This is a genomic window from Guyparkeria sp. SB14A (assembly GCF_005096345.1).
GTDB classification, from domain to species: Bacteria; Pseudomonadota; Gammaproteobacteria; order Halothiobacillales; family Halothiobacillaceae; genus Guyparkeria; species Guyparkeria hydrothermalis.
In genome coordinates this window covers 14,215-39,575 of sequence record NZ_SWAW01000015.1, presented here as the reverse complement: position 1 = coordinate 39,575, position 25,361 = coordinate 14,215, and the positions used below count along the sequence as shown (strand labels likewise).

Genomic DNA, 25,361 nt, shown 5'->3' with positions numbered 1-25,361 from the left:
GGCCCGCAGGGCCAGGACGCCGGGGTGCCCTTCTTTTCGCCCCTTTTCTTGGGCAAGCAAGAAAAGGGGCTCGCACGCCAGGCAAGGCGGCCGATCTTGGCCGCTCCACGAGACAGGCGTGCGAAACCTCTCCCGCTTCCCAAAACGGACATCCCACCGGCACGACATCAACCCCATCAACAATCTGTTGTTACAATAACCACCAGTTGATTACCCCGTTTCCCGGCCGACCCACAGAGGTCGGCCGCTCGTTTTTCCAAATCATTTCAGGAGCATCCGATGGACATCTCTTCCATTCGCGACACCATCGAATCGGCCTTCGAGCGCCGCGCCGAGATCAACCCGTCCAACGCCCCGGCCGACGTCGTCGAGGCGGTCGAGACCGCGCTGGCCGGCCTGGACGACGGCTCGCTGCGCGTGGCCGAGCGCCGCGGCGTCGGCGACTGGCAGGTCAACGAGTGGCTTAAAAAAGCCGTGCTGCTGTCGTTCCGCCTGCGCAACAACGAGGTGGTCTCCGGCGGCGACCTGAACTACTTCGACAAGGTGCCGACCAAGTTCGCCGACTGGGACCAGGCCCGCTTCGAGGCCGCCGGCATGCGCGTGGTACCCAACGCCGTCGCCCGCCGCGGCAGCTTCATCGCCAAGAACACCGTCCTGATGCCGTCCTACACCAACATCGGCGCCTACGTCGACGAAGGCACCATGGTCGACACCTGGGCGACCGTCGGCTCCTGCGCCCAGATCGGCAAGAACGTCCACCTTTCCGGTGGCGTTGGCATCGGCGGCGTGCTCGAGCCGCTGCAGGCCGCCCCGACCATCATCGAGGACAACTGCTTCATCGGCGCGCGTTCCGAGGTGGTCGAGGGCGTGATCGTCGAGGAGGGCTCGGTGATCTCGATGGGCGTCTACATCGGCCAGTCGACCAAGATCTACGACCGTGAGACCGGCGAGATCCACTTCGGCCGCGTCCCGGCGGGCTCGGTGGTCGTCTCCGGCAACCTGCCCTCCAAGGACGGCAAGTACAGCCTCTACTGCGCGGTGATCGTCAAGAAGGTCGACGAGAAGACCCGCTCCAAGGTCGGCATCAACGAGCTGCTGCGCGACGTGTAACCCGGACGGGGACTCCCGCCCGACCACACCGCTATTACCGGGCCCGCCTTTCGACTAGCATCAGTCGACAGGCGGGCCTTTTTACGTGCACAGGGAGTGGGCGGATGGCGGCAGGAACGGCGACGACGATCACAAGGCGGGTGGGTGAATCCCTGCTCGCCTTCGTCGGCTGGTGGCTGGCCGCCTGGCTGGTCAGCCTGGCCTACCCGGCCGTGGCCGACTATCTGCCGATCTCGCTCATCTGGGTGGCCAACGCCCTGGCCTACGGGGCGGTGCTCAGCCTCGGGCCGCGCCTGATCCCGGCCTTCACCCTGGCCGCGCTAACCTGGAACATCGCCCGCGGTGATGCCCTGCCCGAGATCGTCATCGGCACCGGGGCATTCCTGGTGGTGATGTTGTTCGTGATCGGCTTCTCGCGCCTGCTCGAGAATCGGGTCGACCAGGACCAGGCCCGGCGCCTGCTGCGCGTGCCGATCATCGCGATCACCAGCGCGAGCGTGTTCACGCTGCTCGGGGTGTGGCAGTTCGCCGGCGGCGGCCTGCCGGCGACCGAGCTGGTGATAGCCCTGTGGCTGTCCGAGGCCACCTCGGTGCTCCTGTTCACGCCGCTGGTGCAGCAAGTCGTCACGGCCAGTACGCGGCATCACGGGCCGCCGCGGTTCCGGCCGATCACGGGCGTGATCGCCGCCTGGACCCTGACCGCGTTCCTGGTGCTCGCCGCCCTGCTACTGGTGGGCCGGCAGGACGGGACGGGCCGGGAGTGGCTGCCCTATCTCGCGCTGACGGTACCCATGCTGGCCGTCTACCTGCTGCCCACCTCGGTGACCCGCTTCGCGGTCGCCGGCTTCGTGCTCGTCTGGGTGGGGGTCCACTACGTGGTCTTCACGCGACCGGACGGGATGGTCGAGGTCAACGCGCTCCTGAACGGCCAGATGATCATCTTCACTGCCACCCTGATCGCGTTTCTCGCCATCGAGTCGGTGCTGTCCTTCGAGCTGGCCAACCATCGCCTCAAGGCCGCCCGCCTGCGCGACGGCGTGACCGACCTCTACAACGACCTCGGCCTGACCCGGCGACTGCGCGAGCTGGCCGCGCCCGGCCAGCCGCATCGCCGGCTGGCCCTGATCGGCGCGCAGATCCCCGACGTCGACGACCTCTCCGCGCTGATCGGGCTCGACGAGGTCCACCGGGTGGAACGGCTGATCGGCGAGACCCTGCGCGAGGTCCGCCCCAGTCCGGAGATCGCGGCCGGCCACCTGCAACCGGGACTGTTCGCGATGCTGGTCCCCGAGCGCGGCGAGGCCGACCGGGCAACCATGATCGCGACCCACCTGCGCGCCGCGATCGACCGCGCCGAGCGCGAGGGACAACTACCGACGGCCCGGCAGGGCGTGCGACTGGCCGTGCTGGATACCGTCACCGCCGGCGATCACCAGCACCTGACCACGGTGCTGCTGATGGCCTGCCAGAAGGACGCCGAGCGCGACGACCGCCCGTTCCACCACCATCGCGAGCCGGCGATTCACCTGATCGAGGATCACCGTCGCACCCTGGAATGGGCCCGGAACCTGCGCGAGGCCCTGGCCGGCGAGACCGCGGCGGGCGGCTTCGCGCTCTTCGCCCAGCCGATCGTCGACCGGCACGACCCCGGCGCCCACCGCATCGAGGTATTGCTGCGCTGGCGCACGCCGGACGGGCGCATCGAACCGCCCGGCACGTTCCTCGAGATCGCCGAACACTTCGGCCTGATGCCGAAGATCGACCGCTGGGTGCTCGACCACGCGCTCGCCGCCGTCGACAGCCAGACCGCCGGCATCCATCTCACCGAGATCGCGATCAACCTCTCGGGCGACTCGCTGGCCGGCGGCTGGCTGCCGTCACGGATCGAGACGCTGCTCGAGGACCATCACTGGCCGGCCGAGCGCCTCTGCCTGGAAATCACCGAGACCATGCTGATCCGCGACACGGCGCGGGCCCAGCGCAACCTCGCCGCCCTGCACGAGCTGGGCGTGGCCATCGCGATCGACGACTTCGGCACCGGGCGGGCGACCTTTTCCTACCTGCAGCACTACCCGGTCGACGAACTCAAGATCGACGGCAGCTTCGTCCGCCGACTGGCCGAGTCGAGCTTCGACCGCGAGGTGGTCAAGACCACCCGCGTGCTGGCGGATCACCTGGGCTGCCGGGTGGTGGCCGAATTCGTCGAAACCCCGCGCCAGGTCGAATTGCTCGAGGAACTGGGCGTGCACTTCCACCAGGGATACGGCGTGGCCGAGCCCATGCCGCTGGACGACTACCTGGCGGGTTTGCCATCGGACTGAGCGGCCGGCTCGCGGGCGAACACGACGAAGGGGATGGCCGGGAGGGCCCGGCCAAGCGGCGGCATTCGGAAAGGCCGTGCGGATGGCGGCGCGAGAGGGAGGGGAGCGCCGTCGTGGTCAGGAGCCGGCGCGGCGGCCCACGCCGTGGGTGACGAACCCGGGCCCCTGGTGACCCGGCCCCTCGTCGAGCAGGGCCTTGCCCTCGGCGAGGATCAGCCACTCGAGCCCGGGCAGATCCTGCGACAGGTCGCTGGCGCGCACCAGCATGTCGGCCCGTTTGGGACCACCACTCTGGTAGGCGAGCTGGCGCGGGTGGAATAGCTCGACGATCAGGAGCCCCCCGGGACGCAGCGCGGCGGCGGCGCGGCGGTAGACCTCGCGGCGTGCGGGCGGCTCGAAGTGCAGGTAGATCAGCACGACGGCATCGAAACCGTCCTCCTCCCAGTCCCACTCGGTCAGGTCCGCGCAATGCACGGCGAGACTGACATCGCGCTCGTCGGCGAGCTGACGGGCCTTCTCGCAGCCCACCGCGGAGTAGTCGACGCTGGTGACATCGAAGCCCTGCTCGGCCAGCCAGACGCCGTTGCGCCCCTCGCCGTCGCCCAGTACCAGCACGCGCCCCCCGGTCGGCAGGCGCCAGGCCTGGCTCAACAGGAACTCGTTGGGGTGGGTCCCGTAGAGGAAATCGACCTGACCGTACTTTTCGTTCCAGAATTCGGACATCGGCTGGCTCGCGCCCCTTGTGGCTAGTCGGGTCAGTCTAGCGCATGTCCCCGGGGCGAACCCGGGTCACCCCCGGGTCCACTGATCGGCCGTCACGGCCCCGGAAAGATCACGCGAAAACAGCTGCCCTCGCCCGGCGTGCTGTCGATCTCGAGCCGCGCCCCGTGGCGCAGGGCCACGTGCTTGACGATGGCCAGCCCCAGCCCGGTGCCGCCACGCGAACGCGACCGCCCCACGTCGATGCGATAGAACCGCTCGGTCAGGCGCGGGATGTGGCGCGCCTCGATGCCGATGCCCGAGTCGCACACGGAGAAGACCGCCCGCCCCTGCTCGTCGCGCCCCCAGCGCACCTCGACGCGCCCGCCGGCCGGGGTGTACTTGACCGCGTTGAACACCAGGTTGGAGAACGCCGACTGCAGCTCGCGCGGCACGCCCCACAAGGTCAGGGTCGGGTCGAGATCGGCGCGGATGTCGTGCCCCTCCTCGCCGGAGACCAGGCGCGCGTCGTTGAGGATCGGCTCAAGCAGGCGCGCCACGTTGATGGTCTCGAACCAGTCGGCGTCCGGCTGCGAGGTCTCGAGCCGCGAGAGCAGCAGCAGGTCCTCGACGATGCGCCGCATGCGGTCGGCCTGCTGGTGCATGTTCGACAGGATGCGGTGCATCTGCGGATCCTGTCCCTCGTCGGTGTCGAGCAGGGTCTCGACGTAACCGGCCAGCACGGTGAGCGGGGTGCGCAGCTCGTGCGAGACGTTGGCCACGAAGTCCTGGCGCACCCCCTGCAGCCGGTGCAACGCGGTCACGTCACGGCCGATCAGCAGGTAGCGGTCCGAGCCGTAGGGCTCGATCCGCAGGCTCAGGGTGCGGGTCTCGTCCGCCGGCGCGACCAGTTCCAGGGCCGGCCGGTCACTGCCCTGCTTGAGCCAGGCGATAAAGGCCGGGGTGCGCCAGAGATCGTCGAGCCGCAGGCCGATGTCGGAGCGGTTGAGGCCCAGCATGTCGATGGCGGCCCGGTTGAGCCACTCGATCTCGCGCTCGGTGGTGAGCACCACCATGGCATCCGGCACGGTCATCGCCGAGTGGTGATAGCGCTTGAGCAGGCCGATCAGGCGCCGCTGGCGTCGCGACCATCGCCGGCTCAGGCGTCGCTGGCGCACCTGGATCAGCCCGGGCAGCCCCCAGACACGGCGCGGCTGCGAGGTGATCGGCAAGGCGCGCGCCAGGTAGATCACCCGCCAGAGCAGCGCGGCCGTGTAGATCACCAGCGCCGTGACCGGCGCCAGCACCCAGGCGAGCCCCCAGCCGGTCACCGCACCCACCCAGGCGACCACCGAGCCCAGCGCCAGCACGGCCAGCACGAGGATGCCCTCCTCGCGCCAGGCCCGCTGGCGGGCCTCGACCAGGCGCAACTGCCGCAACTGGGCGCGACGCTCGACGCGCGTCGCCCGGGCGGCATGCTGGGGATGGGAGGATTGCGGGTCGGTCATGGACGGCTCAATGGAAGAACGGTCGGGCCAGGTCTCACCAGGTCGGCCCGGGATGCGGGCCACGCGCCTCAGCGGGGCGAGAGTCGGTAGCCCACGCCACGCACGGTCTGGATCAGGCCATCATAACCGCTGGGCGCGAGCACCTTGCGCAGGCGCAGGATGTGCACGTCGACGGTCCGTTCCTCGACGTAGGCGTTCTGCCCCCAGACACGATCGAGCAACTGGGCGCGGGTGAACACCCGGTCCGGGTGCTTCATGAAGAAGGCCAGCAGGCGAAACTCGGTCGGACCGATGTCGATCGGCTCGTCGGCGGCCGTCACGCGATAGCTTTCCTGGTCGAGCTTGAGTCCCGCCACGTCCAGCACGGGATCCTCGGTCTCCGGGGAGGCGCGGCGCAGGACGGCCTTGATCCGGGCCATCAGCTCGCGCGGCGAGAACGGCTTGGTGACGTAGTCGTCGGCCCCGGCCTCCAGCCCGCTGACCTTGTCCTCTTCCTCGCCACGCGCGGTGAGCATCACGATCGGCACGTCGCGGGTGAGCTCGTCGCGCTTGATGCGTCGGGCGAACTCGATGCCGCTGGCACCCGGCAGCATCCAGTCGAGCAGGATCAGGTCGGGCTGCTTTTCCGCCAACCGCTCGTAGGCCTCCTGCACGTCGGCGGCCTCGACCAGATCGTAGCCGGCGCGCCCCAGCGCGAAGGCAACCATCTCGCGAATCGGCTTTTCGTCCTCGACAATCAGTATGGTCTTCTGCATTCGGTCATCCCGGCCAGCGCCGGTCCTCGCAAAACAATCGATGTGAGCGGGACGTCGGGGCACCGGGCGGCACCCCGACCATCTGCCGGCATTAAACGCCGCCGCGATGACAGCAGCATGACAAGATGACAGCGTGACGGGAAGCCTACGACTACCCGACGTGACGGCGGATGGCCGCGCGTCCGGGTGCAAGGGCCAGCGCTTGCCCACGGAAAGAACTTGCTAGACTTGCCAACCCGATCAACTGAGCCTCGACAGCGACCAGGAGCCCCATGAGCAAAGCCGACCCCGACATCGTTGCCCTGGACGTGGCGCGCGCGCTGGCCGAAGACATCGGCAGCGGCGACGTCTCGGCGCAATTGATCCCGGCCGACGAGACCGCGCATGCCCGCATCATCAGTCGCGAGCCGGCGATCCTCTCCGGGGTCGACTGGGCAGATGCCGCATTCCGTCGCGTCTCGCCGGCCGTGCGGATCGAGTGGGCCGCCGCCGACGGCGACAGCCTGTTCCCGGAGCAGAGCCTGTGCCTGCTCAGCGGCCCGGCACGCGCCCTGCTGACGGCCGAGCGCGTCGCGCTCAACTTCCTGCAGACGCTCAGCGCTACGGCCACGGTCACCCGCCGGTTCGTCGAGGCGGTCGAGGGCACCGGCGCGCAGATCCTCGATACCCGCAAGACGCTGCCCGGCCTGCGTTACGCGCAGAAGAAGGCGGTGACCGACGGCGGCGGGGCCAACCATCGCATGGGTCTCTACGACATGGTGATGATCAAGGAGAACCACATCCGCGCGGCCGGCTCGATCGAACAGGCCGTTCGTGCCGCCGGGGTAGTGGCACGCGACCTGCCGCTGGAGGTCGAGGTGGAGAACCTCGAGCAGCTGGATGAGGCGCTGGGCGCCGGGGTCAAGCGGGTGCTGCTGGACAACTTTGCGCTGGATCAGCTGCGCGAGGCCGTCCGGATCACCGCCGGCCGGGCCAAGCTGGAATCCTCCGGCAATGTCTCGCTGGCGACCGTGCGCGACGTGGCCGAGACCGGGGTGGATTACATCTCCATCGGCGCACTGACCAAGCACGTCGAGGCGGTCGACCTGTCGATGCGGTTCATCGACTGATCGCGCCTCGAGCGCCGCTCAGGTCACTCGAACCCGTAATATTCCTGGTTCATCCAGGCGGTCACCGCCTCGACTTCCTCATCGAACCACGGCAGGCCGAAGTTGTTGGCACAACCCTGGACCATGGTGCGCAGACTGTCGTAGCTGCCCATGTTGCCGGCGTCCGCGCGCGCTTTGAACCACTCGTCGTTGTGCGGAACCATGTGACACTCGGAACAGTTCTCGGCAAAGAGCTCACCACCCCAGCTGATGTCGGGCTCGGCGGCGACCGGGGCGGCGAGCATCAGCCCGGCGACAAGGCCAAGCATTCGAGTCGGGTTTGCGTGCATCATCGTCTTCCTGGTTCGCATGGCATTGCCACTCCTTTTCTGCTGCAATTTCGAACGCGCGGGCCATTTCCACGGCCGCATCGAGTTTGAGTGTAGGACGCCGGCACTCATAGGAAAATCAATTTTTCCTATCCGGAACAACTATTTTCACTTGTTAGGACTATCGATGATCACCGTCTACGGCATCCCCAACTGCGACACCGTCAAGAAGGCCCGGGCCTGGCTGGCCGAACAGGGGCTGGACTACCGCTTTCACGATTTCAAGAAGGCGGGCGTACCGGAGCAGCGACTGGACGACTGGCTGGAGCGATTCGGCTGGGAGACGGTGATCAACCGCCGCGGCACGAGTTGGCGGCGCCTGCCGGCCGAGGAACGCGAGGCGATGGACACCGCGCAGGCCCGCGAGGCGGCCCTGGCCAACCCCAGCCTGATCAAGCGCCCGGTGGTGGAACACGACGGCGACACCCTGATCGGCTTTTCCGCCGACGACTGGCAGGAGGCACTGGCATGACCGACCCGACCATCGATCTCGCCCGCGATCTGATCCGCCGCCCCTCGGTCACGCCCGACGACCAGGGCTGCCAGGCGTTGATCGGCGGGCGCATCGCCCCGCTGGGCTTTGCCATCGAGTCGCTGCGCTTCGCGGAGGTCGACAACCTCTGGGCCGTGCACGGCGACCAGGGCCCGCTGTTCGTCTTCGCCGGTCACACCGACGTGGTGCCGACCGGCGAGGCCGCGCGGTGGACCTACCCGCCGTTCGGCGCCGAGATCCACGGCGGTCGACTTTATGGCCGCGGGGCGGCGGACATGAAGGGCTCGGTGGCCGCCTTCGTCACCGCCACCGAGCGCTTTCTCGCCCGGCAGCCCGAGCCGGCCTTCCGGCTGGGCTACCTGATCACCAGCGACGAGGAGGGCCCGGCCCAGCACGGCACCAAGCGCGTGATGCAGTGGCTACGCGAGAAGGGGATCTCGATTGACTGGTGCCTGGTGGGCGAGCCCTCGAGCCGCAACCGGCTGGGCGACGAGTTCAAGATCGGCCGGCGCGGCTCGATTACCGGTAATCTCGTCATCGAAGGTCGCCAGGGGCACGTCGCCTACCCGCACCTGGCCGACAACCCGGTGCATCGCGCCGCGCCGTTCCTGGCCGAGCTGGTGGCGATCGAATGGGACCAGGGCAACGCCCACTTCCCGCCCTCGACGCTGCAGATCGCGAACATCCAGGCCGGCACCGGCGCGAACAACGTCATCCCCGGCGAGCTCAATGTCCAGTTCAACCTGCGCTTCAACACCGAGACCTCGGTCGAGGCGATCCAGGCGCGGGTGGAGGAACTGCTCAAGCGCCACGGACTGGCCTATCGAATCGACTGGCAGCTCTCGGGCGTGCCGTTTCTCACCCGCGACGACGGGCCGATGGTGGGCGCGGTCGAGCGCGCCGTGGAAGGGGCGCTGGGAACGGCGCCGACGCCGTCGACCGCGGGCGGCACCTCGGACGGGCGCTTCATCGCGCCGACCGGCGCGCAGGTGATCGAGCTCGGCCCGCTCAACGCCACCATCCACCAGATCGACGAGCATGTCGCGGTCGAGGACCTCAAGACGCTGTCGACGATCTACGAACGGCTGCTCGACGAACTGGACACCGAGGCGCGGCGACTGGCCGGATAAGGCGAACAAGAAAGGACGGACCGCCCGACGAGATTGGCCGGGCGGCACGAACCGAAGGCACTTAGAGCAGGACCAGGTTGTCCCGGTGCACCAGTTCGTTTTCCTCGCGGTAACCGATGGTCTCCGCGATCGCCTGACTTGAGCAACGCACCAGCCGCGCGGCGTCGCTGCTCGGGTAGTTGACCAGTCCACGCGCGAATTCATGACCGTCGGCATCGACGATCGAGACTAGCTCGCCACGGGCGAACTGCCCGGAGACGGCCGTCACGCCGACCGGCAGCAGCGAGCGCCCCTGCTCGGCCACCGCCCGGGCGGCACCGGCATCGACCCGCAACTGACCCCGCACCCGCAAGTGCCCCGCAAGCCACTGCTTGCGCGCGGCCAGCCGATTGGTGGCGGGGTGGAAATGCGTTCCCAGCGGCTCGCCGGCGGCCAGTCGGCATAGCACGTCCGACTCGCTGCCCGCCGCCACGATGGTCGCCGCCCCGGAACGGGCTGCGCGCTTGGCGGCGAGCACCTTGGTGTACATGCCGCCCCGACCGAGACGCCCGCCCTCGGGCGAGGCCATGGTTTCGAGGGTCGGATCGCCGGCGTTCACCTCGGCCAGCAGCTTCGCCTCCGGCCGTTTGCGCGGGTCGGCCTCGAACAGGCCCTGCTGGTCGGTGAGAATCACCAGCATGTCCGCCTCGACCAGGTTGGCGACCAGCGCGGCGAGCGTGTCGTTGTCGCCGAAACGGATCTCGTCGGTGGCGACCGTGTCGTTCTCGTTGACCACCGGCACCACGCCCAGGTCGAGCAGGGTGCGCAGAGTGCTGCGGGCGTTGAGGTAGCGCTCGCGGTCGACCAGGTCCTCGTGGGTCAGGAGGATCTGCGCCGAATGGGTGTCGAAGCGGGCCAGCCCCTCGGCATAGGCCTCGACCAGGCCCATCTGCCCAACGGCGGCGGCCGCCTGCAGCTTGGGCAGCGACTCGGGACGCTCCTCCCAGCCGAGCCGCGCCATGCCCTCGGCCACCGCGCCCGAGGTGACGATGACGATCTCGCGGCCCTCGCGGCGCAGTTCGGCGAGCTGGCGGGCCCAGGCGGCGATCGCCTCGCGATCGAGACCGCGACCGTCACCCGTGACCATCGCCGAGCCGATCTTCACCACCCAGCGCTGATAGCCCCTGACCTCGTCACGCATGATCAGCCCTCCGTCGCCCCCGAACGGCCACCCGGTTCCTCGCGCTCGCGGGCCCACTCGGCCTCGAGGTATTCGAGGATCGCCCAGACCAGCGGCTGGGTGCCGGTCTTGTCGAGCGCGCTGATGGCGAACACCGGCCCGGTCAGCCCGATCTCGGTGGCAAAGCGTTGCTTGAGCGCCTCGATATTGGCCTCGCGCTCCTCGTCCGCCCAGACGTCGATCTTGTTGATCACCAGCCAGCGCGGCCGCTCGGCGAGCGACTCGTCGTACTTCTCGAGCTCGGCCTCGATCGCCGCGACGCTCTCGACCGGGTCGACCTCGTCGTAGGGCGCCACGTCGACCACGTGCAGCAGCAGGTTGGTACGCGCGAGATGCTTGAGAAAACGGATCCCCAACCCGGCGCCTTCGGCCGCGCCCTCGATCAGGCCGGGGATGTCGGCGACCACGAAGCTGCGATGCGGCTCCGGGGCGACCACACCCAGGTTGGGGTAGAGCGTCGTGAACGGGTAGTTGGCGACCTTGGGACGGGCGTGCGAGATCGCGCGGATCAGGGTCGACTTGCCGGCATTCGGCTGGCCGAGCAGGCCGACGTCCGCCAACACCTTGAGCTCGAGCCGCAGGCGACGGTCGTCGCCGGGGGTACCGTCGGTCTTCTGCCTAGGTGCGCGGTTGACCGAGCTCTTGAAGCGGGCATTGCCCAGCCCGTGCCAGCCGCCCTTGGCCACCAGCAGCTCGGCACCGGCCTCGACCACCTCGCCGATCACCTCGCCGGTGTCCTCGTCGTGGACTACCGTGCCCAGCGGCACGTGGACGTACAGGTCGCCGCCCTTCCTGCCGGTCATGTTGCGGCCCGCGCCGTTCTTGCCCCGCTCGGCCTCGTAGTGACGCTGGAAGCGGAAGTCGGCCAAGGTGTTGAGGTTGACGTCGCCGACCAGGTAGACCGAGCCGCCATCGCCGCCGTCACCCCCGTCGGGACCACCGTAGGGCACGTATTTCTCGCGGCGAAAGCTCACCACGCCATTGCCGCCGTCACCGGCTTTGACCTTGATGGTGGCTTCATCGACAAATTTCACGATACGTTCCCCGCAATTGTCCTGGACGGACCACAAACACGAAAGCCCCGCTCGCAGGCGGGGCTCGGACAGCGGTTACCGGCCAGCCACGCTGACCGCCAACTCACGTCGGGCCGGCGTTACGCCGGCTCGATGCTGACGAAACGGCGGCTCTTCGGACCCTTGGTCTCGAACTTCACCTGGCCGTCGGTCAGGGCGAACAGGGTGTAGTCGCGGCCGACGCCCACGTTGCTGCCGGCGTGGAACTTGGTGCCACGCTGACGAACGATGATGCTGCCGGCGGAGACGGCTTCGCCACCGAAACGCTTCACGCCGAGGCGCTTGCTTTCACTGTCACGACCGTTCCGGGTAGAGCCCGCTGCTTTCTTATGTGCCATGGTTCAAGTCTCCTGGTCTGGATACCGGGCGCTTAGGCGCTGATACCGGTGATCTTGAGTTCGGTGTAGGCCTGGCGATGGCCCTGACGCTTCATGTGGTGCTTGCGGCGGCGGAACTTGAGGATTTCCACCTTCTTGCCGCGACCTTGGCCGACGATCTCGGCGGTAACGCTCGCGCCATCGACGGTGGGGGTGCCCACCTTGATGTCAGAGCCGTCGCCGACCATCAAAACCTGATCCAGCGTCACGGTGCTGCCGGCTTCGCCAGAGAGCTTCTCGACGCGCACCTTGCTGCCTTGCTCGACGCGGTACTGCTTACCGCCGGTAACGACCACTGCGTACATGCTGTAAAACCCGAATGTTTATGCGTAAAAGGGCTGGCGACACAATGGCATCGCCAGCCGGCGTTGTTTGAAGGCGCGCAATCTTAGCGACCCGCGCCCCGCTCGTCAAGCCCGATCAGGGGCTTATGCCTCGACTTCCGCGGCGTCGATCACCTTGAGGCCGCTGTCGGCCTGCATTGCCTCGTACTCGTCCTCGAAGAAGAACTTCTCTTCACCGAAGGCCGGCGTCAGCTCGTTGAGCCAGGTGGCCTCCTCGTCGTACTTGGCGAAGAACGGCCGCTGGACCCAGTCCGGGTTGCGACCCTGAACGAAGCGCAGCACGAACACCTTCTCGCCATGGATCTCGGCCACGCCCTGCACCTCGACCTTGCCCGGCCCGGCGGACATGGACGGACCGCGCGCGGTGCGCGCGAGACCCGAGACGCGCTTCATCGCATCGCGGTAGATACGATGCGCCTCGGCCAGCGGCACCTCGAAGCGGTACTTCGCGCCGGTGTCGCGCTCGACGAACATGTAGTAGGGGATCATGCCCAGGCGGACCTGCTCGCGCCACATGCGCGCCCAGACCTCGCCCGAGTCGTTGATGTGCTTGATCAGCGGGCTCTGGGTACGGATCTCCGCGCCGGTCGCCCGGATGCGCTTGACCGCCTCGCGGAAGATGGGGTTCTCCATCTCCTGGTAGTGGTTGATGTGCGCCATCACCGCCACGTGCTTGCCGGACGCGACCAGCCGCTCGAACAGACCCAGCAACTCGTCGGCATCCGCATCGGTGACGAAGCGGTACGGCCAGAACGACAGCGCCTTGGTGCCGATGCGCACGGTCTGCACATGCTCGAGGCGCGGATCGAGCAGCCCCTCGAGGTAGGGCGCCAGGTGCTTGGTCTTCATCACCATCGGATCGCCGCCGGTCATCAAGAGGTCGCTCAGGTTGGGGCGCTCGGCGAGGTAGTCGAGCAGCTGGCCAGCCTCCTTGGAGGCGATCTTGAGGTCCTTGTCGCCGACGAACTGCGCCCAGCGGAAACAGAAGGTGCAGTAGCTGTGGCAGGTCTGCCCCTGGCTGGGGAAGAACAGCGCGGTCTCGCGGTACTTGTGCTGCACGCCCTCGACCGTCTCGCCGTTGACCTCGGGAAGGTTCATCTCCATCTGGCCGGCCGGGTGCGGGTTGAGCTGGTGGCGCAGTTTCCAGGCCAGCGCGGTGATCTCTTCCTTGGGCGCCTCGCGGCGGTGCAGCTCGGCCATCTGCTCGTACATCTCGGGGCTGAGCATGTCGCGCTGCGGGAAAGTCAGGGCGAAGATCGGGTCGTCGGGGGCACGGTCCCAGTCGATCAGGTTCTCGATGACGTAGTTGTTGACGCGAAACGGCAGCACGCTCGCGACCACCTTCATCTCCAACAGCGCCTCCTCGCCGAGGCGCTTCAAGGGCTCGATCTTGTCGAGGTGGCGGTCGGTAAAGACCTGCAGCTTGGGCGCCTGCCCGTCCTGCTGGGTCCCGGGAATGCTTCGCTTGGCAACAGTCGTCATAAAACCTCGTCTGGTGCGCATGGATTGGGGCCGTGCCGACCACAAGGCCGGCGAATTCTAGCCCATTTCCCGATAAAAACAACCGCTTATGCGCATGTGCGCCGTCTACTCCAACCGCCCGAGGGTGTGTTCGGGCAGGCCAGCGGCCATAGCCACAGGCCCCGGCACCCCGTTCGAGCACCTGGATAGCCGGAAGCCGACTGCCTCTGACCGATCCGGGCCACTGGATCAGCGCGTTGTTCGTCACCCTGGCCGCAGGGCTGGCCTGAGCACCGCCGCCGTCTCGTCTACTCTCAGCCCCTACGCCACTGAATATCGGCCGAGGGGGAACCGCCATGTCTCGTGCTCAACTTGCCCTGCTCGCCCTCCTGTCGTGGTTCCCGCTACTCGCCGCCTACCCCGCACTGGCCGAGCCGGTCGTCGAGACGATCACCGACCAGCTGCACCACCCCTGGGCCCTGACCTTCCTGCCCGATGGCGACCTGCTGGTCACCGAGCGGCGCGGGCAGCTCTGGCGTATCGACCCGGCGACGGGGGAGCGCCGCGCGATCGACGGCGTGCCGGAGGTCGACCACCGCAACCAGGGTGGCCTGCTCGACGTGCTCGCCCACCCGGCGCATGCCGACAACCAGTGGGTCTACCTGACCTGGGCCGGGCGCTGCGACGGCGGCAATGCCACCCACCTGGGACGCGGACGGCTGGCGGACGACCGGCTGGTCGATTTCCAGACCCTGCATGTCGCCACCCCCTGCGTCGATTCCGGCATCCACTTCGGCTCGCGGTTGGCCTTCGATCGCGACGGGTACCTATTCATGACCGTCGGCGACCGCGGCGAACGCAATCGCGCCCAGGATCTCGCCGATAACAACGGCTCGGTGCTGCGCTTTTCCGACGATGGCCGCATCCCGGCCAACAACCCGTTCGTCGACCGCCCCGATGCCGAGCCGGCCATCTTCAGCTACGGGCACCGCAATCCGCAGGGCGCGGCCACCCACCCGCAGACCGGTCGCGTCTGGATCCATGAACACGGCCCGCGCGGCGGCGACGAGATCAACATCCCGGCCGCCGGGGAAAACTTCGGCTGGCCGATCCACACCTACGGCCGGGAATACGCCGGCCCGGAAATCGCCCCCGACGAGGTCGAGGGCGTCACCGGCCCGATTCATCACTGGACGCCGTCGATCGCCCCCTCCGGCATGGCCTTCTACGATCATGCGGCCGCACCCGACTGGCAGGGCAGCCTGTTCGTCGGCGCCCTGGCCAAGCGCCACCTCGCCCGACTGCGGCTGGATGGCGAACGCGTGATCGGCGAGGAACGCTGGCTAGAGGAACGCGAATGGCGTATCCGCGATGTGGAGGTCGGGCCGAATGGCGCGCTCTGGGTGATCACCGATCATGCCGACGGTCGACTGCTGCGGCTGACGCCCGGCTGACCGCCCCATCCGCGGGAGGGCTTGCGCCCGCCAAAAGAAGCACCTATAGTCCCGACACCATGAAATTCATGCACCTGGTCACCCTGCTGCTCGCCTTCTGGGCACCGCTCAACGCGGTGACCGCCGGCGTGGCCATGCTCGATTGCCCGATGGAGGAAATGATCGAGCATGGCGCCGACTGCCCGAGCATGGGCGGCTCGATCGACGAGCCCACCGCCTCGGCCGGCTGTGACCACTGCGGCAATTGCGTGCTCCTGGGTGGCTTCTCCCTGCCGACCCAGTCCACGGTCGCCGCCATTCACCTGCCCAACGGCACCCTCGACGCCTCCCTGACCGATTCGATGGCCGCAGGGGTTCCCAACACCCCGTTCCGTCCCCCCCTCTCGGCCTGACACGGCCGAGTCGACGGGGCACCACGCCCCGCTCACCTCGGCCGACTCAGCTCTCCGCTGACCGTCTTCAACCGAGGAAACTTCCATGAACCCATCGATTCTCTCGCGGACCGCCGTGGTCCTGCTGACGATCGCCGTGCCGCTCACGCCGAGCCTGGCCGACTCATCGGCACAGGCCGGTCAACGGCTGACGCTGGACGCGGCCGAACAGGCCGCCGTGCAAAGCGACGAGGGACTGCAGGCCGCCGAACGCCGACGCGCAGGCCAGGCCGCCAGTGCCGAGGCCGCCGACGAACTGCCGGACCCGCGGCTGTCCGTCGCCCTGCAGAACGTACCCACCGACAACTACAGCCTGAGCGACTCGCCGATGACCCAGACGGTGGTGACGCTCTCGCAGAGCCTGCCGCCGGGCGACACGCTCGTCTTCCGCGGGGAAGCGGCCGAGGCGCGCATTGCCGGCGCCTCCGCCGCCCTGGCCACCGCCGACCGACAACTCAAGCGCGAGGTGCGCCGACTGTGGCTGGCCGTCTACCGCGAAGAGGCGCTCGCCCGGCTGCTCGAGCGCGAGCGCGCGCTCTACCGGGAATTGCTGGACAGCGCCCGTACCGCCTACCAGGTCAACGAGGCCAGCGGCAGCGATCTGGTCATCCTGCAATCCCGGCTGTCGCGGCTGGGCGATGCCCTCGATCGCCGTCATGGCGAGGCCGAGGCCGCCCGGGCTCGGCTGGAACGCTGGGTGGGCGATGCCGCGCGCCTGCCGCTGCCCGACACCCTTCCCGCCCGGCTGACCGACCTCCCCCGGGGGGAGATCGACCGGCAACCCGAAATCGAGCGGCTGCGCGCCGAACTCGAGGCCGCTCGCGCCCGGGTCGGCGAGGCCGAAGCGCAGTTCGCCCCGGAAATCGGCCTGCAGGTCGGCTACGGCCTGCGCGCCGGCAGCGAACCCAACACGCTGTCCGCGGGCGTCAGCGTGAGCCTGCCGATCTTCAGCGAGCGTCGCCAGTCGCCTCGACTGCGCGGGGCGCAACAGTCCGCCCAGGCCGCCCAACTCGAGCTGACCAAGCGCGCGCGCGATCTCGCCGCCCAGGCCGACGGCATCCGCGCCCGCTTGGCGGCCCTGGATCGCCGCATCACGCGTTACCAGAACGACATCATTCCCGAACTGCAACAGGTCGCCGAGATGATCCGCGGCGAGATCGGCGCCGGAAGGGGCGAGTTCGACGCCCTGATCGAGGCCGAACGCGCCGTCATCGAGGCCCGCCAGGAACTGCTCACCCTGCGCCTCGACCGCGCCGACCAACTCATCGACCTGCGCTACCTGCTGGAGCCGACCGCATGAACACCCGCACCTTCCGCATCAAGCGACTCACCCGCGTCACCCTGCTGGGCTCGGCCCTGGTCACCCCAGCGGTGCTGATGGGCGTCAACCCGGCCATCACCTCGGTGATGGCGGCCGACAACGGCAACCCGGCCGACCACGAGGGCCACGATCACGCCCAATCCGCCAGTGACGGCGGTGACTCCGTCACTCGCTGGACCTGCCCGATGCACCCGCAGATCGTCGAAGAGGAACCCGGTAGCTGCCCGATTTGCGGCATGGACCTGGTCGAGAAGGAATTCCCGGCCGAACAGACCTCTCAGGCGGCGAGCGAGAGCCAGGACCGCGCCGCGCCAGACGAGGGCCATGAGGGTCAGACTCTTGTCGAGTCGTCCGATGAAACCGGCGAGACCGTCACCCGCTACACCTGCCCGATGCATCCACAGATAGTTGAGGAGGAACCCGGTTCCTGTCCCATCTGCGGCATGGACCTGGTCGAGAAGGAATACCCCGCCCAGGAGGCTGCCGCCGAAACGAGCGACAGCGCCTCGGGCGGTGCGAGCGCCCAGGGTGGCAATAGTGCCTCGAGCGCGGCCAGCGGTGGCGAGACAGTGACCCGTTGGACCTGTCCGATGCACCCGCAGATCATCGAGGAGGAGCCCGGCTCCTGCCCCATCTGCGGCATGGATCTGGTCGAGAAGGAATACCCGGCCTCCGAGGTTGGCGCGGCCAGCGCCGAAAGTAGCGGTGGAAACGCCAGTCGTCCCAAGGCGCCAAGCTTCCCGGCCGTCTCGGTCAGCCCGATCACCGTGCAGCACATGAACGTGGTGATCGAAGAGGCCAAGAAGCGGCCGCTGGTGGAGACGATCCGCACGGTCGGCACCGTGGGCTACGACGAAGACCTGCTAGCCCACGTCCACCCGCGGGCCAAGGGCTGGGTCGAGCAGCTCAAGGTCGCCTCGGTGGGCACCACCGTAAAGAAGGGCGACGTGCTGTTCGAGTACTACTCGCCGGACATCGTCGCCGCCCAGCAGGACTACCTGGTCGCACTGCGCCGCGGCATGAGCGATCTGATCGAATCATCCCGCGCCCGGCTCGAACTGCTCGACGTACCCGAATCGGTGATCGACACGGTCCGCCAGAAAGGCAAGGTGCAGCGCACCATCCCGTTGCTCGCCCCGCAGGACGGCTACGTCGCCGAGATCAACCTGCGCGAGGGCATGTACATCCAGCCCGGCCTCGACCTCTACACCATCGCGCGGCGGGATCGCGTCTGGGTGAACGTCGACGTGCTCGAGCGGCGCATGCAGTCGGTCAGCGAGGGGCAAGAGGCCACCATGCGGGTCGACGGCATCCCCGGGCGCACGTTCGAGGGCACGGTCGATTTCGTCTACCCGGAGCTCGACCCGCAATCGCGCACCCTGCGCGTACGACTGGCCTTCGACAACGAGGACGGCCAGTTGCGACCCAACCAGTTCGCCGAGGTGACGCTCACGCCGGAGAAGACCCCGCCGGTGCTCGCCGTGCCGGCAACCGCCATCATCCCATCCCCGGGTGGAGCCCGCGTGGTGGTGCGCACCGGCGAAGGTCGCTTCCGGCCGGTGGCCGTGGAAACCGGCGCCGAGGCGGGCGGCTACACCGAGATCGTCTCGGGGCTGGAACCGGGCGAACAGGTGGTCGCCTCGGGTCAGTTCCTGATCGACTCCGAGTCCAACGTCCAGGCGGCCTTCTCGCGCCTGTCGGGCAACGAGCAGTAAGGGGGCCACATGATCGAGCGCATCATTCATGCCAGCATCCGCTTCCGGGTGCTGGTCTTGTTGCTGTCCGCCCTGCTCGCCGCAATCGGCTGGGCAGCCTGGAAGGCGACGCCGCTGGACGCCATCCCGGACTTGTCGGACACCCAGGTGATCGTCAAGACGACCTTCCCCGGCCAGTCGCCGCAGGTCGTCCAGGACCAGGTCACCTATCCGCTGACCACGCGGCTGCTGGCCGTGCCCGGCTCGACGGCGGTACGGGGCTACTCGTTCTTCGGCGACTCGTACATCTACGTCACGTTCAAGGAGGGCACCGACCTCTACTGGGCGCGCTCGCGGGTGCTGGAGTACCTCAACCAGGCCTCGGAGGATCTGCCATCGGAGGTCACGCCGAAGCTGGGGCCGGATGCGACCGGCGTCGGCTGGGTGTTCCAGTACGCGCTCAACGACCCGACCGGGCAGCATGATCTCTCCGAGCTGACCACGCTGCAGAACTGGTTCCTCAAGTTCCAGCTCGAGTCGGTCGAGGGCGTCGCCGAGGTGGCCACCGTCGGCGGCATGGTCCGCGAGTACCAGATCGTGGTCGACCCGCAGCGTCTGCGCGCCTTCAACATCTCGATCAACCGCCTGCGCGAGGCGATCTCCCAGGCGAACCGCGAGGTCGGCGGCGGCGTGATCGAGCGCGGTGGCGCCGAGTACATGATCACCAGCCGTGGTTATCTCAAATCCGCCGAGGACATCGAGCAGATTCCGGTGGGCGTGACCGACAAGGGCACCCCGATCACGGTCCGCGATCTAGGTCGGGTCGAGGTCGGGCCGGCCGAGCGCCGCGGGGTGGCCGAGCTTGACGGCAAGGGCGAGGTCGTTGGCGGCATCGTGGTGATGCGCAGCGGCGAGAACGCCCGCGAGGTGATCGCGGCGGTCAAGGAGAAGCTCGATGACGTCAAGCCGGGCCTGCCCGACGGCGTCGAGGTGCTGACCACCTACGACCGCAGCGGCGTGATCGAACGTGCCGTGGCCTTCCTCGAGACGAAGCTGATCGAGGAATTCCTGGTCGTGGCCCTCGTGAGCCTGATCTTCCTGTTCCACCTGCGTTCGGCGCTGGTGGCGATCGTCAGCCTGCCGCTGGGCATCCTGACCGCCTTCATCGTCATGAACTGGCAGGGCATCAACGCCAACATCATGTCGCTCGGCGGCATCGCCATCGCCATCGGCGCGATGGTCGACGCGGCGATCGTCATGATCGAGAACGCTCACAAGCACCTGGCACGCTACCGGGAGACGCACGGCAAGCCCCCCGAGGGCGAGGTCCACTGGGGGCTGATCGCCAAGTCGGCCAGCGAGGTCGGCCCAGCGCTGTTCTTCTCGCTGTTGGTGATCACGCTCTCGTTTGTGCCGGTATTCGCGCTGGAGGCACAGGAAGGTCGACTGTTCGCGCCGCTGGCCTATACCAAGACCTACGCGATGGCCGCGGCCGCGGGTCTCGCGGTCACGCTGATCCCGGTGCTGATGGGCTACTTCATCCGCGGGCGCATCCCGTCGGAGGAGTCCAACCCGATCAACCGCTTCTTGATCTGGGGTTACCGGCCGCTGCTGTCGAACGCGCTGCGCTTCCCCAAGACCGTGCTGGTGATCGCCTTCGTCGCTCTGTTCTCGATGGTGCTGCCGTTTGCCGGCGTAACCGGCTTTCTGGCCCCGCTCAAATGGGCCGGTGACACCGACTGGCAGGCGACGGTTACCGACTGGCAGTCGGATCTGGAGGACCAGTGGAGCGATTGGTTCGACGGCTCGCCGCGATTGGCCAGCCTTGGTAGCGGCCTGGGCTCGGAGTTCATGCCCCAGCTCGACGAAGGGGACTTGCTCTACATGCCGACTACCCTGCCGGGTCTGTCGATCGGCGAGGCCCGCATCCTCCTGCAGCAAGTCGACAAGCTGATCAGCGAGGAGCCCGAGGTCGAGCGCGTGTTCGGCAAGATCGGCCGGGCCGACACGGCCACCGACCCGGCGCCGCTGACCATGATCGAGACCAGCATCACCCTCAAGCCGCGTGACGAGTGGCGCGAGGGCGTGACGCTGGACGACCTGATCGAGCGACTGAACGAAAAGGTGGATTTCCCCAGCCTGAACAACGCCTGGGTCATGCCGATCAAGACACGGATCGACATGCAGACCACCGGCATTCAGACGCCGATCGGCATCAAGATCACCGGCTCGGACCTGGACCAGATCGAGGACGTCGGCAAGCAGGTCGAGACCGCGCTGAAGAAGCTGCCGGGCACCCGCAGCGCCTTCGCCGACCGCACCTCGGACGGGCGCTACGTCGTGATCACCCCGGACCGCGAGAAGGCCGCCCGTTTCGGCCTGAACATCGGCGACATCCAGAAGGTCATCAGCCTGGCCGTCGGCGGGGTCAAGGTAACCGACACCGTTGAAGGGCTGGAGCGCTATCCGGTCAGCCTGCGCTACCCGCAGGCCGATCGGCACTCGGTGGAAAAGCTGCGCGATTTGCCGATCGTCACGCCGGGCGGCTCATCGGTCGCACTGGGGCAGGTGGCCACCGTCGAGATCCAGTCCGGCCCACCGGTGATCAAGTCGGAGAACAGCCGACCGGCCGGCTTCGTCTTCGTCACCACCAGCGGCGTCGATCTGGGCGGTTATGTCGCCCGCGCCAAGGAGGTACTCAAGGAAGAGGTCGACCTGCCGCCGGGCTATGCGATCGAGTGGGCCGGCCAGTACCGCTACATGGAACGCGCCGCCGAGCGACTCAAGCAGGTGGTGCCCCTGACGCTCGCGATCATCTTCGTGCTGCTGTATCTCACCTTCCGTCACGGCGGAAAGGCGGTGATGATCATGGCCAGCCTGCCATTCGCCCTGATCGGCAGCTTCTGGCTGCTGTGGGCACTGGGCTACAACCTCTCGATCGCGGTGGCCGTCGGCCTGATCGCGCTGGCCGGCGTGGCCGCTGAGTTCGGCGTGGTGATGCTGATCTACCTCGACCAGGCGATCGAGCGCTACCGGCGCGAGGAGTTACTCAATACCCGGGCCGACCTCAAGGAGGCGCTGATGGAAGGCGCGGTATTGCGGGTTCGCCCCAAGGCAATGACCGTGGCGGTGATTCTCGCCGGTCTGATGCCGATCATGATCGGCCACGGCACCGGCTCCGAGGTGATGTCGCGCATCGCCGCGCCGATGGTGGGCGGCATGATCAGCGCGCCGTTCCTGTCGATGGTCGTCCTGCCGGTCATCTACTGGCTGTGGCAGCGACGCAAGCTGCCCGAAACCGCGTAGGCGCGGCCCGTTAATCGAAACCAAAAAAGGCCGGGATTTTTCCCGGCCTTTTCTTTTGCCTGCCTCGGAACGGTTCAGTCACCGGCGGCGGTATGTGCCAACCCATCGAGTGTCTTTTTCATCGTCTCCTGTACCGGCGCGGCACAATCGCCGATGCCGTGTCGCTCGACCAGGTAATCGACCCGGTTGTAGCCTACCTTGACCGTCTCGCCGTCCTGCCAGATCAGCATCTTCATCGGCAGGTCGATGGCGACGGTCGGGGCGCACTTCATCAGCTGCGTGCCGCCCTGCGGGTTGCCGAAGATCACGACTCGGGTCGGCGGCATCTCCAGGTCGACCGTCTGGGCATTGGCCTGGTGATCGACCTGGGCCATCACCGTCAGCCCCTTGCCCTCAACCGCCTCGACCAACCGCTCTTCGGTCTCGGCCACGCCGTGCTGGCTCTCGATCACATTCAGGCCGTTCGCCCCCTGGGCGGCGAACGGCAGCAGGAACGCCGCCCCGATCAGGCCGCGACCCAGCCACTGGCTACCATGTTTCATGCGTCATCTCCTCTGATGGTGATTGCCCCACCACCCTAGTCGACGACGTGACTCGCTGCCGTCAGCCTTGCGGCGATTTGCCCTCATCGGCTTCCGACAACGCCTCCGTCAATTCGGCGGCCGTCAGCGAGCGCGGCTCCTGGGTCACCGGGTCGAGCGAGGCGATGTCCTTCTCGGCGGAAACGGTCTTCAGATCGCGGAACTTGCGCGCGCTGGGCAGCACGCGGGATTCGAGCGTACCCACCGAGCTGTTGTAGGCATCCACCGCCTGGTTGAGCCGGTTGCCGACCTTGTTCCAGTGATCGGCGAGCGTGCCGATGCGCTCGTAGAGCTCCTTGCCCAGTGCGGCCACCTCGGCGGCGTTCTGCGCCATGGCTTCCTGGCGCCAGCCGTAGGAGACGGCCTTCAACAGCGCGATCAGGGTGGTGGGACTGGCGGGGATGACGCGGTTCTCGGCGCCGTACTCGATCAACCCCGGGTCCTCGGCCAGCGCCGCGGAGAAGAAGGCCTCGCCGGGGACGAACAGCACCACGAACTCGGGCGACGGGTCGAACTGGTCGAAGTAGCTCTTCTTCGCCAGCTGACCGACGTGGGCGCGCACCTGCCGGGCGTGACTGACCAGGGCGGCCTTGCGCGCGGTCTCGTCGTGCGCCTCGACGGCCTCGAGGTAGGCATCCACCGGGGCCTTGGCGTCGACCACCACCTGCCGGCCGCCCGGCAGGTGCACGATCATGTCGGGGCGCAGGCGACCGGCCTCGGTGGTCTGGCTGACCTGCTCTTCGAAGTCGCAGTGCTCGAGCATGCCGGCCATCTCGACCACGCGTTTGAGTTGCAGCTCGCCCCAGCGCCCGCGCGCCTGCGGCTGGCGCAGCGCCTTGACCAGATCGGCGGTCTCGCGGTGCAGGCGCGGCAGGTGGGTCTGCAGCAGGTCGTTGACCTGCTGGTTGAGCGCCGAGTAGGCGCTGGTGCGCGCCTGCTCGAGCCCGTCAAGCTTGGTGTCGAACTTCTCCAGGCGCTCGCGAATCGGGCCGGTGAGCTGCTCGATCGCCTTGTGGCGGGCGGTGAGATCATCCTTTGCCTGGTGCTGGAAGCGTTCGAGGTTTTCGCGGGCGAGCTTGAGGAAGGATTCGTTGTTGCGCGACAGCGCATCGGCCGACAGCCCCTTGAAGGCATCCGCCAGCTTCTCGCGCGCCTCGTCGAGGAGCTTGAGCTTCTCCTCGGCCGCCTCGCGTTCACGCTCGAGCCGTTCGGTCAGCTCGGCCTTCTCCGCCTTGAGCGTGGCGGTCATCTCCCGCTCGGCGTCCAGTGCCGCCTGCGCCTCCCGGCGGCGCATCTCGAGGGCATCGCGCATCTCCACGAGGTGCTGGCGCTCGGTTTCATGGCGGGCCGCCATGGTGCGTGCGTCCGCCAACGTCTCGCGGGCGGCAGCGAGCGATTCGGTCTCCGCCTCCAGCAGGGTCTCGAGACGCTCCTGTTCGGTGGTCAGGCGATCGCGCTCGCGCGTCTCGGCCCGCAGTCGCGCCGCCAGCCAGGCGGTCGCCACCAGCATGACCAGGGCGAACCCCGCCAGTCCCCAGGCGATCGGGTTGTCGATCAGCACGTCGATGGACGTCATGCGGTCTCTCCTTCATCCACCGGCCAGGGCGTGCCTGCCCGGCGGTGCGTGTCGATTAGTCGGCGCGCCTCGGCCACGTCCGCCCCGATCTGCTCGACCAGGGCCTCCAGCGAATCGAAGCGCCGCTCGTCGCGGATATCGGCGAGAAACTCCACCGTCGCCGACTGCCCATAGAGATCGCCGTCGAAGTCGAGCACGAACACCTCGAGGCGCGCTTCGCCGCCGTCGACGGTCGGACGGGTGCCGATATTGGCCACGCCGAAGCGCGGCCCGCCGTCGATGCCGCTCATCCGCACCAGGAAGACACCACGCAACGGCGACAGACGGCGTCGCAGCGCGATGTTCGCGGTGGGAAAACCCAGCTGGCGGCCGCGCTTGTCGCCGTGCATCACCCGCCCACAGAGAAAGAACGGATGACCGAGCAGGCGCGCGGCGCCAACCACGTCGCGGGCCTCGAGCGCCGCGCGCACCCGCGTCGAGGACACCCGCTCGCCGTCGAGGGTGACGGTCACCGCCCGCTCGACGCCGAAGCCGAGTTCCGGTCCCATCGATGCCAACAAGGCGAAATCGCCGGCGCGTTTGGCGCCGAAGCGAAAATCGTCGCCGATCACGACGTGGCGCGCACCCAGCGCCTCGACCAGCAACTCGTTGACGAAGTCTTGTGCCGACATGCTGGCCAGCTGCGCATTGAAGGGCATCAACACCAGCCGGTCGACCACGCCAAGCGCCTCGAAGGCCTGGAAGCGCTCGCGCAGGCGGGTGAGCCGCGCCACGGGCGGAACCCCATGGCGTTCGGCGAAAAACTCCCGCGGCAGCGGCTCGAAGATCACCACCGTCAGCGGCAGCCCCAGCTCGTCGGTACGCGCGGCGGCCTGCCGGATCACCGCGCGATGCCCCCGGTGCACGCCGTCGAAATTGCCGATGGTGACCACCGCGCCGGCGCTCGAGGCGGCATCGGTGGACGATGTCCCGGGTGACAGGCGGACGAGTTGCATGCGGGCTTCCTTCATTACCGTTCCGTCATTGCCATT

Annotated in this window: 22 protein-coding genes; 10 read left to right on the top strand and 12 right to left on the bottom strand. The window is 67.9% G+C overall.

The window, feature by feature from the left end:
* The first annotated feature begins 285 nt into the window (after positions 1 to 285).
* Both dapD and FAZ79_RS07290 read left to right on the top strand, forming a co-directional pair.
* Positions 286 to 1,110: a 2,3,4,5-tetrahydropyridine-2,6-dicarboxylate N-succinyltransferase gene (gene dapD / locus FAZ79_RS07295; protein ID WP_169303636.1), complete on the top strand. Its 825-nt coding sequence runs from the start codon at positions 286 to 288 to the stop codon at positions 1,108 to 1,110.
* 104 nt (positions 1,111 to 1,214) lie between these two features.
* Positions 1,215 to 3,431: an EAL domain-containing protein gene (locus FAZ79_RS07290; protein ID WP_136867320.1), complete on the top strand. Its 2,217-nt coding sequence runs from the start codon at positions 1,215 to 1,217 to the stop codon at positions 3,429 to 3,431.
* A 117-nt stretch (positions 3,432 to 3,548) separates the two neighbouring features.
* Here FAZ79_RS07290 and FAZ79_RS07285 read toward each other — a convergent pair whose 3' ends face one another.
* The 3 genes from FAZ79_RS07285 to phoB form a co-directional block, all read right to left on the bottom strand.
* On the bottom strand, positions 3,549 to 4,154 hold the full coding sequence (locus tag FAZ79_RS07285) for a class I SAM-dependent methyltransferase (protein ID WP_136867319.1): 606 nt from the start codon (positions 4,152 to 4,154) through the stop codon (positions 3,549 to 3,551).
* Between the two features lie 92 nt (positions 4,155 to 4,246).
* Positions 4,247 to 5,638 carry a phosphate regulon sensor histidine kinase PhoR gene (phoR, locus tag FAZ79_RS07280; protein ID WP_136867318.1) on the bottom strand — a complete coding sequence of 464 codons (1,392 nt, stop codon included), beginning with the start codon at positions 5,636 to 5,638 and terminating at the stop codon, positions 4,247 to 4,249.
* A 68-nt stretch (positions 5,639 to 5,706) separates the two neighbouring features.
* Complete coding sequence (phoB, locus tag FAZ79_RS07275) at positions 5,707 to 6,393, bottom strand: phosphate regulon transcriptional regulator PhoB (RefSeq protein WP_136867317.1); 687 nt, start codon at positions 6,391 to 6,393, stop codon at positions 5,707 to 5,709.
* Positions 6,394 to 6,665: 272 nt separating this feature from the next.
* Between phoB and nadC the strand changes: the two genes are divergently transcribed.
* Entirely contained in the window at positions 6,666 to 7,502 is an 837-nt protein-coding gene (nadC, locus tag FAZ79_RS07270; RefSeq protein WP_136867316.1) for a carboxylating nicotinate-nucleotide diphosphorylase, read from the top strand.
* 23 nt (positions 7,503 to 7,525) lie between these two features.
* Here the strand turns inward: nadC and FAZ79_RS07265 are convergent, their stop codons facing one another.
* Positions 7,526 to 7,810: a cytochrome c gene (locus FAZ79_RS07265; protein ID WP_136867315.1), complete on the bottom strand. Its 285-nt coding sequence runs from the start codon at positions 7,808 to 7,810 to the stop codon at positions 7,526 to 7,528.
* 187 nt (positions 7,811 to 7,997) lie between these two features.
* Here FAZ79_RS07265 and FAZ79_RS07260 point away from each other — a divergent pair, with 187 nt between their 5' ends.
* On the top strand, positions 7,998 to 8,342 hold the full coding sequence (locus FAZ79_RS07260) for an ArsC family reductase (protein ID WP_211238816.1): 345 nt from the start codon (positions 7,998 to 8,000) through the stop codon (positions 8,340 to 8,342).
* Positions 8,339 to 9,493 (top strand): succinyl-diaminopimelate desuccinylase, encoded by a 1,155-nt coding sequence (gene dapE / locus FAZ79_RS07255; protein ID WP_136867314.1) that lies wholly within the window; start codon positions 8,339 to 8,341, stop codon positions 9,491 to 9,493. Before FAZ79_RS07260 ends, dapE begins: the two co-directional genes overlap by 4 nt.
* 61 nt (positions 9,494 to 9,554) lie before the next feature.
* On the opposite strand, the gene proB is transcribed toward dapE, so the two are convergent.
* From proB to FAZ79_RS07230, 5 genes are all read right to left on the bottom strand, one after another.
* On the bottom strand, positions 9,555 to 10,673 hold the full coding sequence (gene proB / locus FAZ79_RS07250) for a glutamate 5-kinase (RefSeq protein WP_136867313.1): 1,119 nt from the start codon (positions 10,671 to 10,673) through the stop codon (positions 9,555 to 9,557).
* A 2-nt stretch (positions 10,674 to 10,675) separates the two neighbouring features.
* Positions 10,676 to 11,746, bottom strand: a complete 1,071-nt coding sequence (gene cgtA, locus FAZ79_RS07245) for an Obg family GTPase CgtA (RefSeq protein ID WP_136867312.1) — start codon at positions 11,744 to 11,746, stop codon at positions 10,676 to 10,678.
* A gap of 119 nt (positions 11,747 to 11,865) precedes the next feature.
* Complete coding sequence (gene rpmA, locus FAZ79_RS07240) at positions 11,866 to 12,123, bottom strand: 50S ribosomal protein L27 (protein ID WP_136867311.1); 258 nt, start codon at positions 12,121 to 12,123, stop codon at positions 11,866 to 11,868.
* A gap of 32 nt (positions 12,124 to 12,155) precedes the next feature.
* Positions 12,156 to 12,467: a 50S ribosomal protein L21 gene (gene rplU / locus FAZ79_RS07235; protein WP_136867310.1), complete on the bottom strand. Its 312-nt coding sequence runs from the start codon at positions 12,465 to 12,467 to the stop codon at positions 12,156 to 12,158.
* Positions 12,468 to 12,590: 123 nt separating this feature from the next.
* Positions 12,591 to 13,988 carry a lysine 2,3-aminomutase gene (locus FAZ79_RS07230; RefSeq protein WP_136867309.1) on the bottom strand — a complete coding sequence of 466 codons (1,398 nt, stop codon included), beginning with the start codon at positions 13,986 to 13,988 and terminating at the stop codon, positions 12,591 to 12,593.
* A gap of 335 nt (positions 13,989 to 14,323) precedes the next feature.
* Here FAZ79_RS07230 and FAZ79_RS07225 point away from each other — a divergent pair, with 335 nt between their 5' ends.
* From FAZ79_RS07225 to FAZ79_RS07205, 5 genes are all read left to right on the top strand, one after another.
* Entirely contained in the window at positions 14,324 to 15,421 is a 1,098-nt protein-coding gene (locus FAZ79_RS07225; RefSeq protein ID WP_136867308.1) for a PQQ-dependent sugar dehydrogenase, read from the top strand.
* Between the two features lie 59 nt (positions 15,422 to 15,480).
* A complete protein-coding gene (locus tag FAZ79_RS07220; protein ID WP_136867307.1) occupies positions 15,481 to 15,813 on the top strand; it encodes a hypothetical protein in 333 nt (110 codons plus the stop codon).
* An 85-nt stretch (positions 15,814 to 15,898) separates the two neighbouring features.
* Entirely contained in the window at positions 15,899 to 17,152 is a 1,254-nt protein-coding gene (locus FAZ79_RS07215) for a TolC family protein (RefSeq protein WP_136867306.1), read from the top strand.
* Complete coding sequence (locus tag FAZ79_RS07210) at positions 17,149 to 18,888, top strand: efflux RND transporter periplasmic adaptor subunit (protein ID WP_136867305.1); 1,740 nt, start codon at positions 17,149 to 17,151, stop codon at positions 18,886 to 18,888. Before FAZ79_RS07215 ends, FAZ79_RS07210 begins: the two co-directional genes overlap by 4 nt.
* Before the next feature lie 9 nt (positions 18,889 to 18,897).
* The gene (locus tag FAZ79_RS07205; protein WP_136867304.1) at positions 18,898 to 22,173 is read left to right on the top strand and encodes an efflux RND transporter permease subunit; all 3,276 of its coding nucleotides are present in this window, start codon (positions 18,898 to 18,900) and stop codon (positions 22,171 to 22,173) included.
* A 74-nt stretch (positions 22,174 to 22,247) separates the two neighbouring features.
* On the opposite strand, the gene FAZ79_RS07200 is transcribed toward FAZ79_RS07205, so the two are convergent.
* The 3 genes from FAZ79_RS07200 to ribF all read right to left on the bottom strand — a co-directional run bounded on the left by FAZ79_RS07200 (position 22,248) and on the right by ribF (position 25,325).
* On the bottom strand, positions 22,248 to 22,715 hold the full coding sequence (locus FAZ79_RS07200; protein ID WP_136867303.1) for a DUF302 domain-containing protein: 468 nt from the start codon (positions 22,713 to 22,715) through the stop codon (positions 22,248 to 22,250).
* Positions 22,716 to 22,776: 61 nt separating this feature from the next.
* Positions 22,777 to 24,330: a DNA recombination protein RmuC gene (rmuC, locus tag FAZ79_RS07195; RefSeq protein ID WP_197039145.1), complete on the bottom strand. Its 1,554-nt coding sequence runs from the start codon at positions 24,328 to 24,330 to the stop codon at positions 22,777 to 22,779.
* A complete protein-coding gene (gene ribF, locus FAZ79_RS07190; protein WP_136867302.1) occupies positions 24,327 to 25,325 on the bottom strand; it encodes a bifunctional riboflavin kinase/FAD synthetase in 999 nt (332 codons plus the stop codon). Before ribF ends, rmuC begins: the two co-directional genes overlap by 4 nt.
* Positions 25,326 to 25,361: the final 36 nt, after the last annotated feature.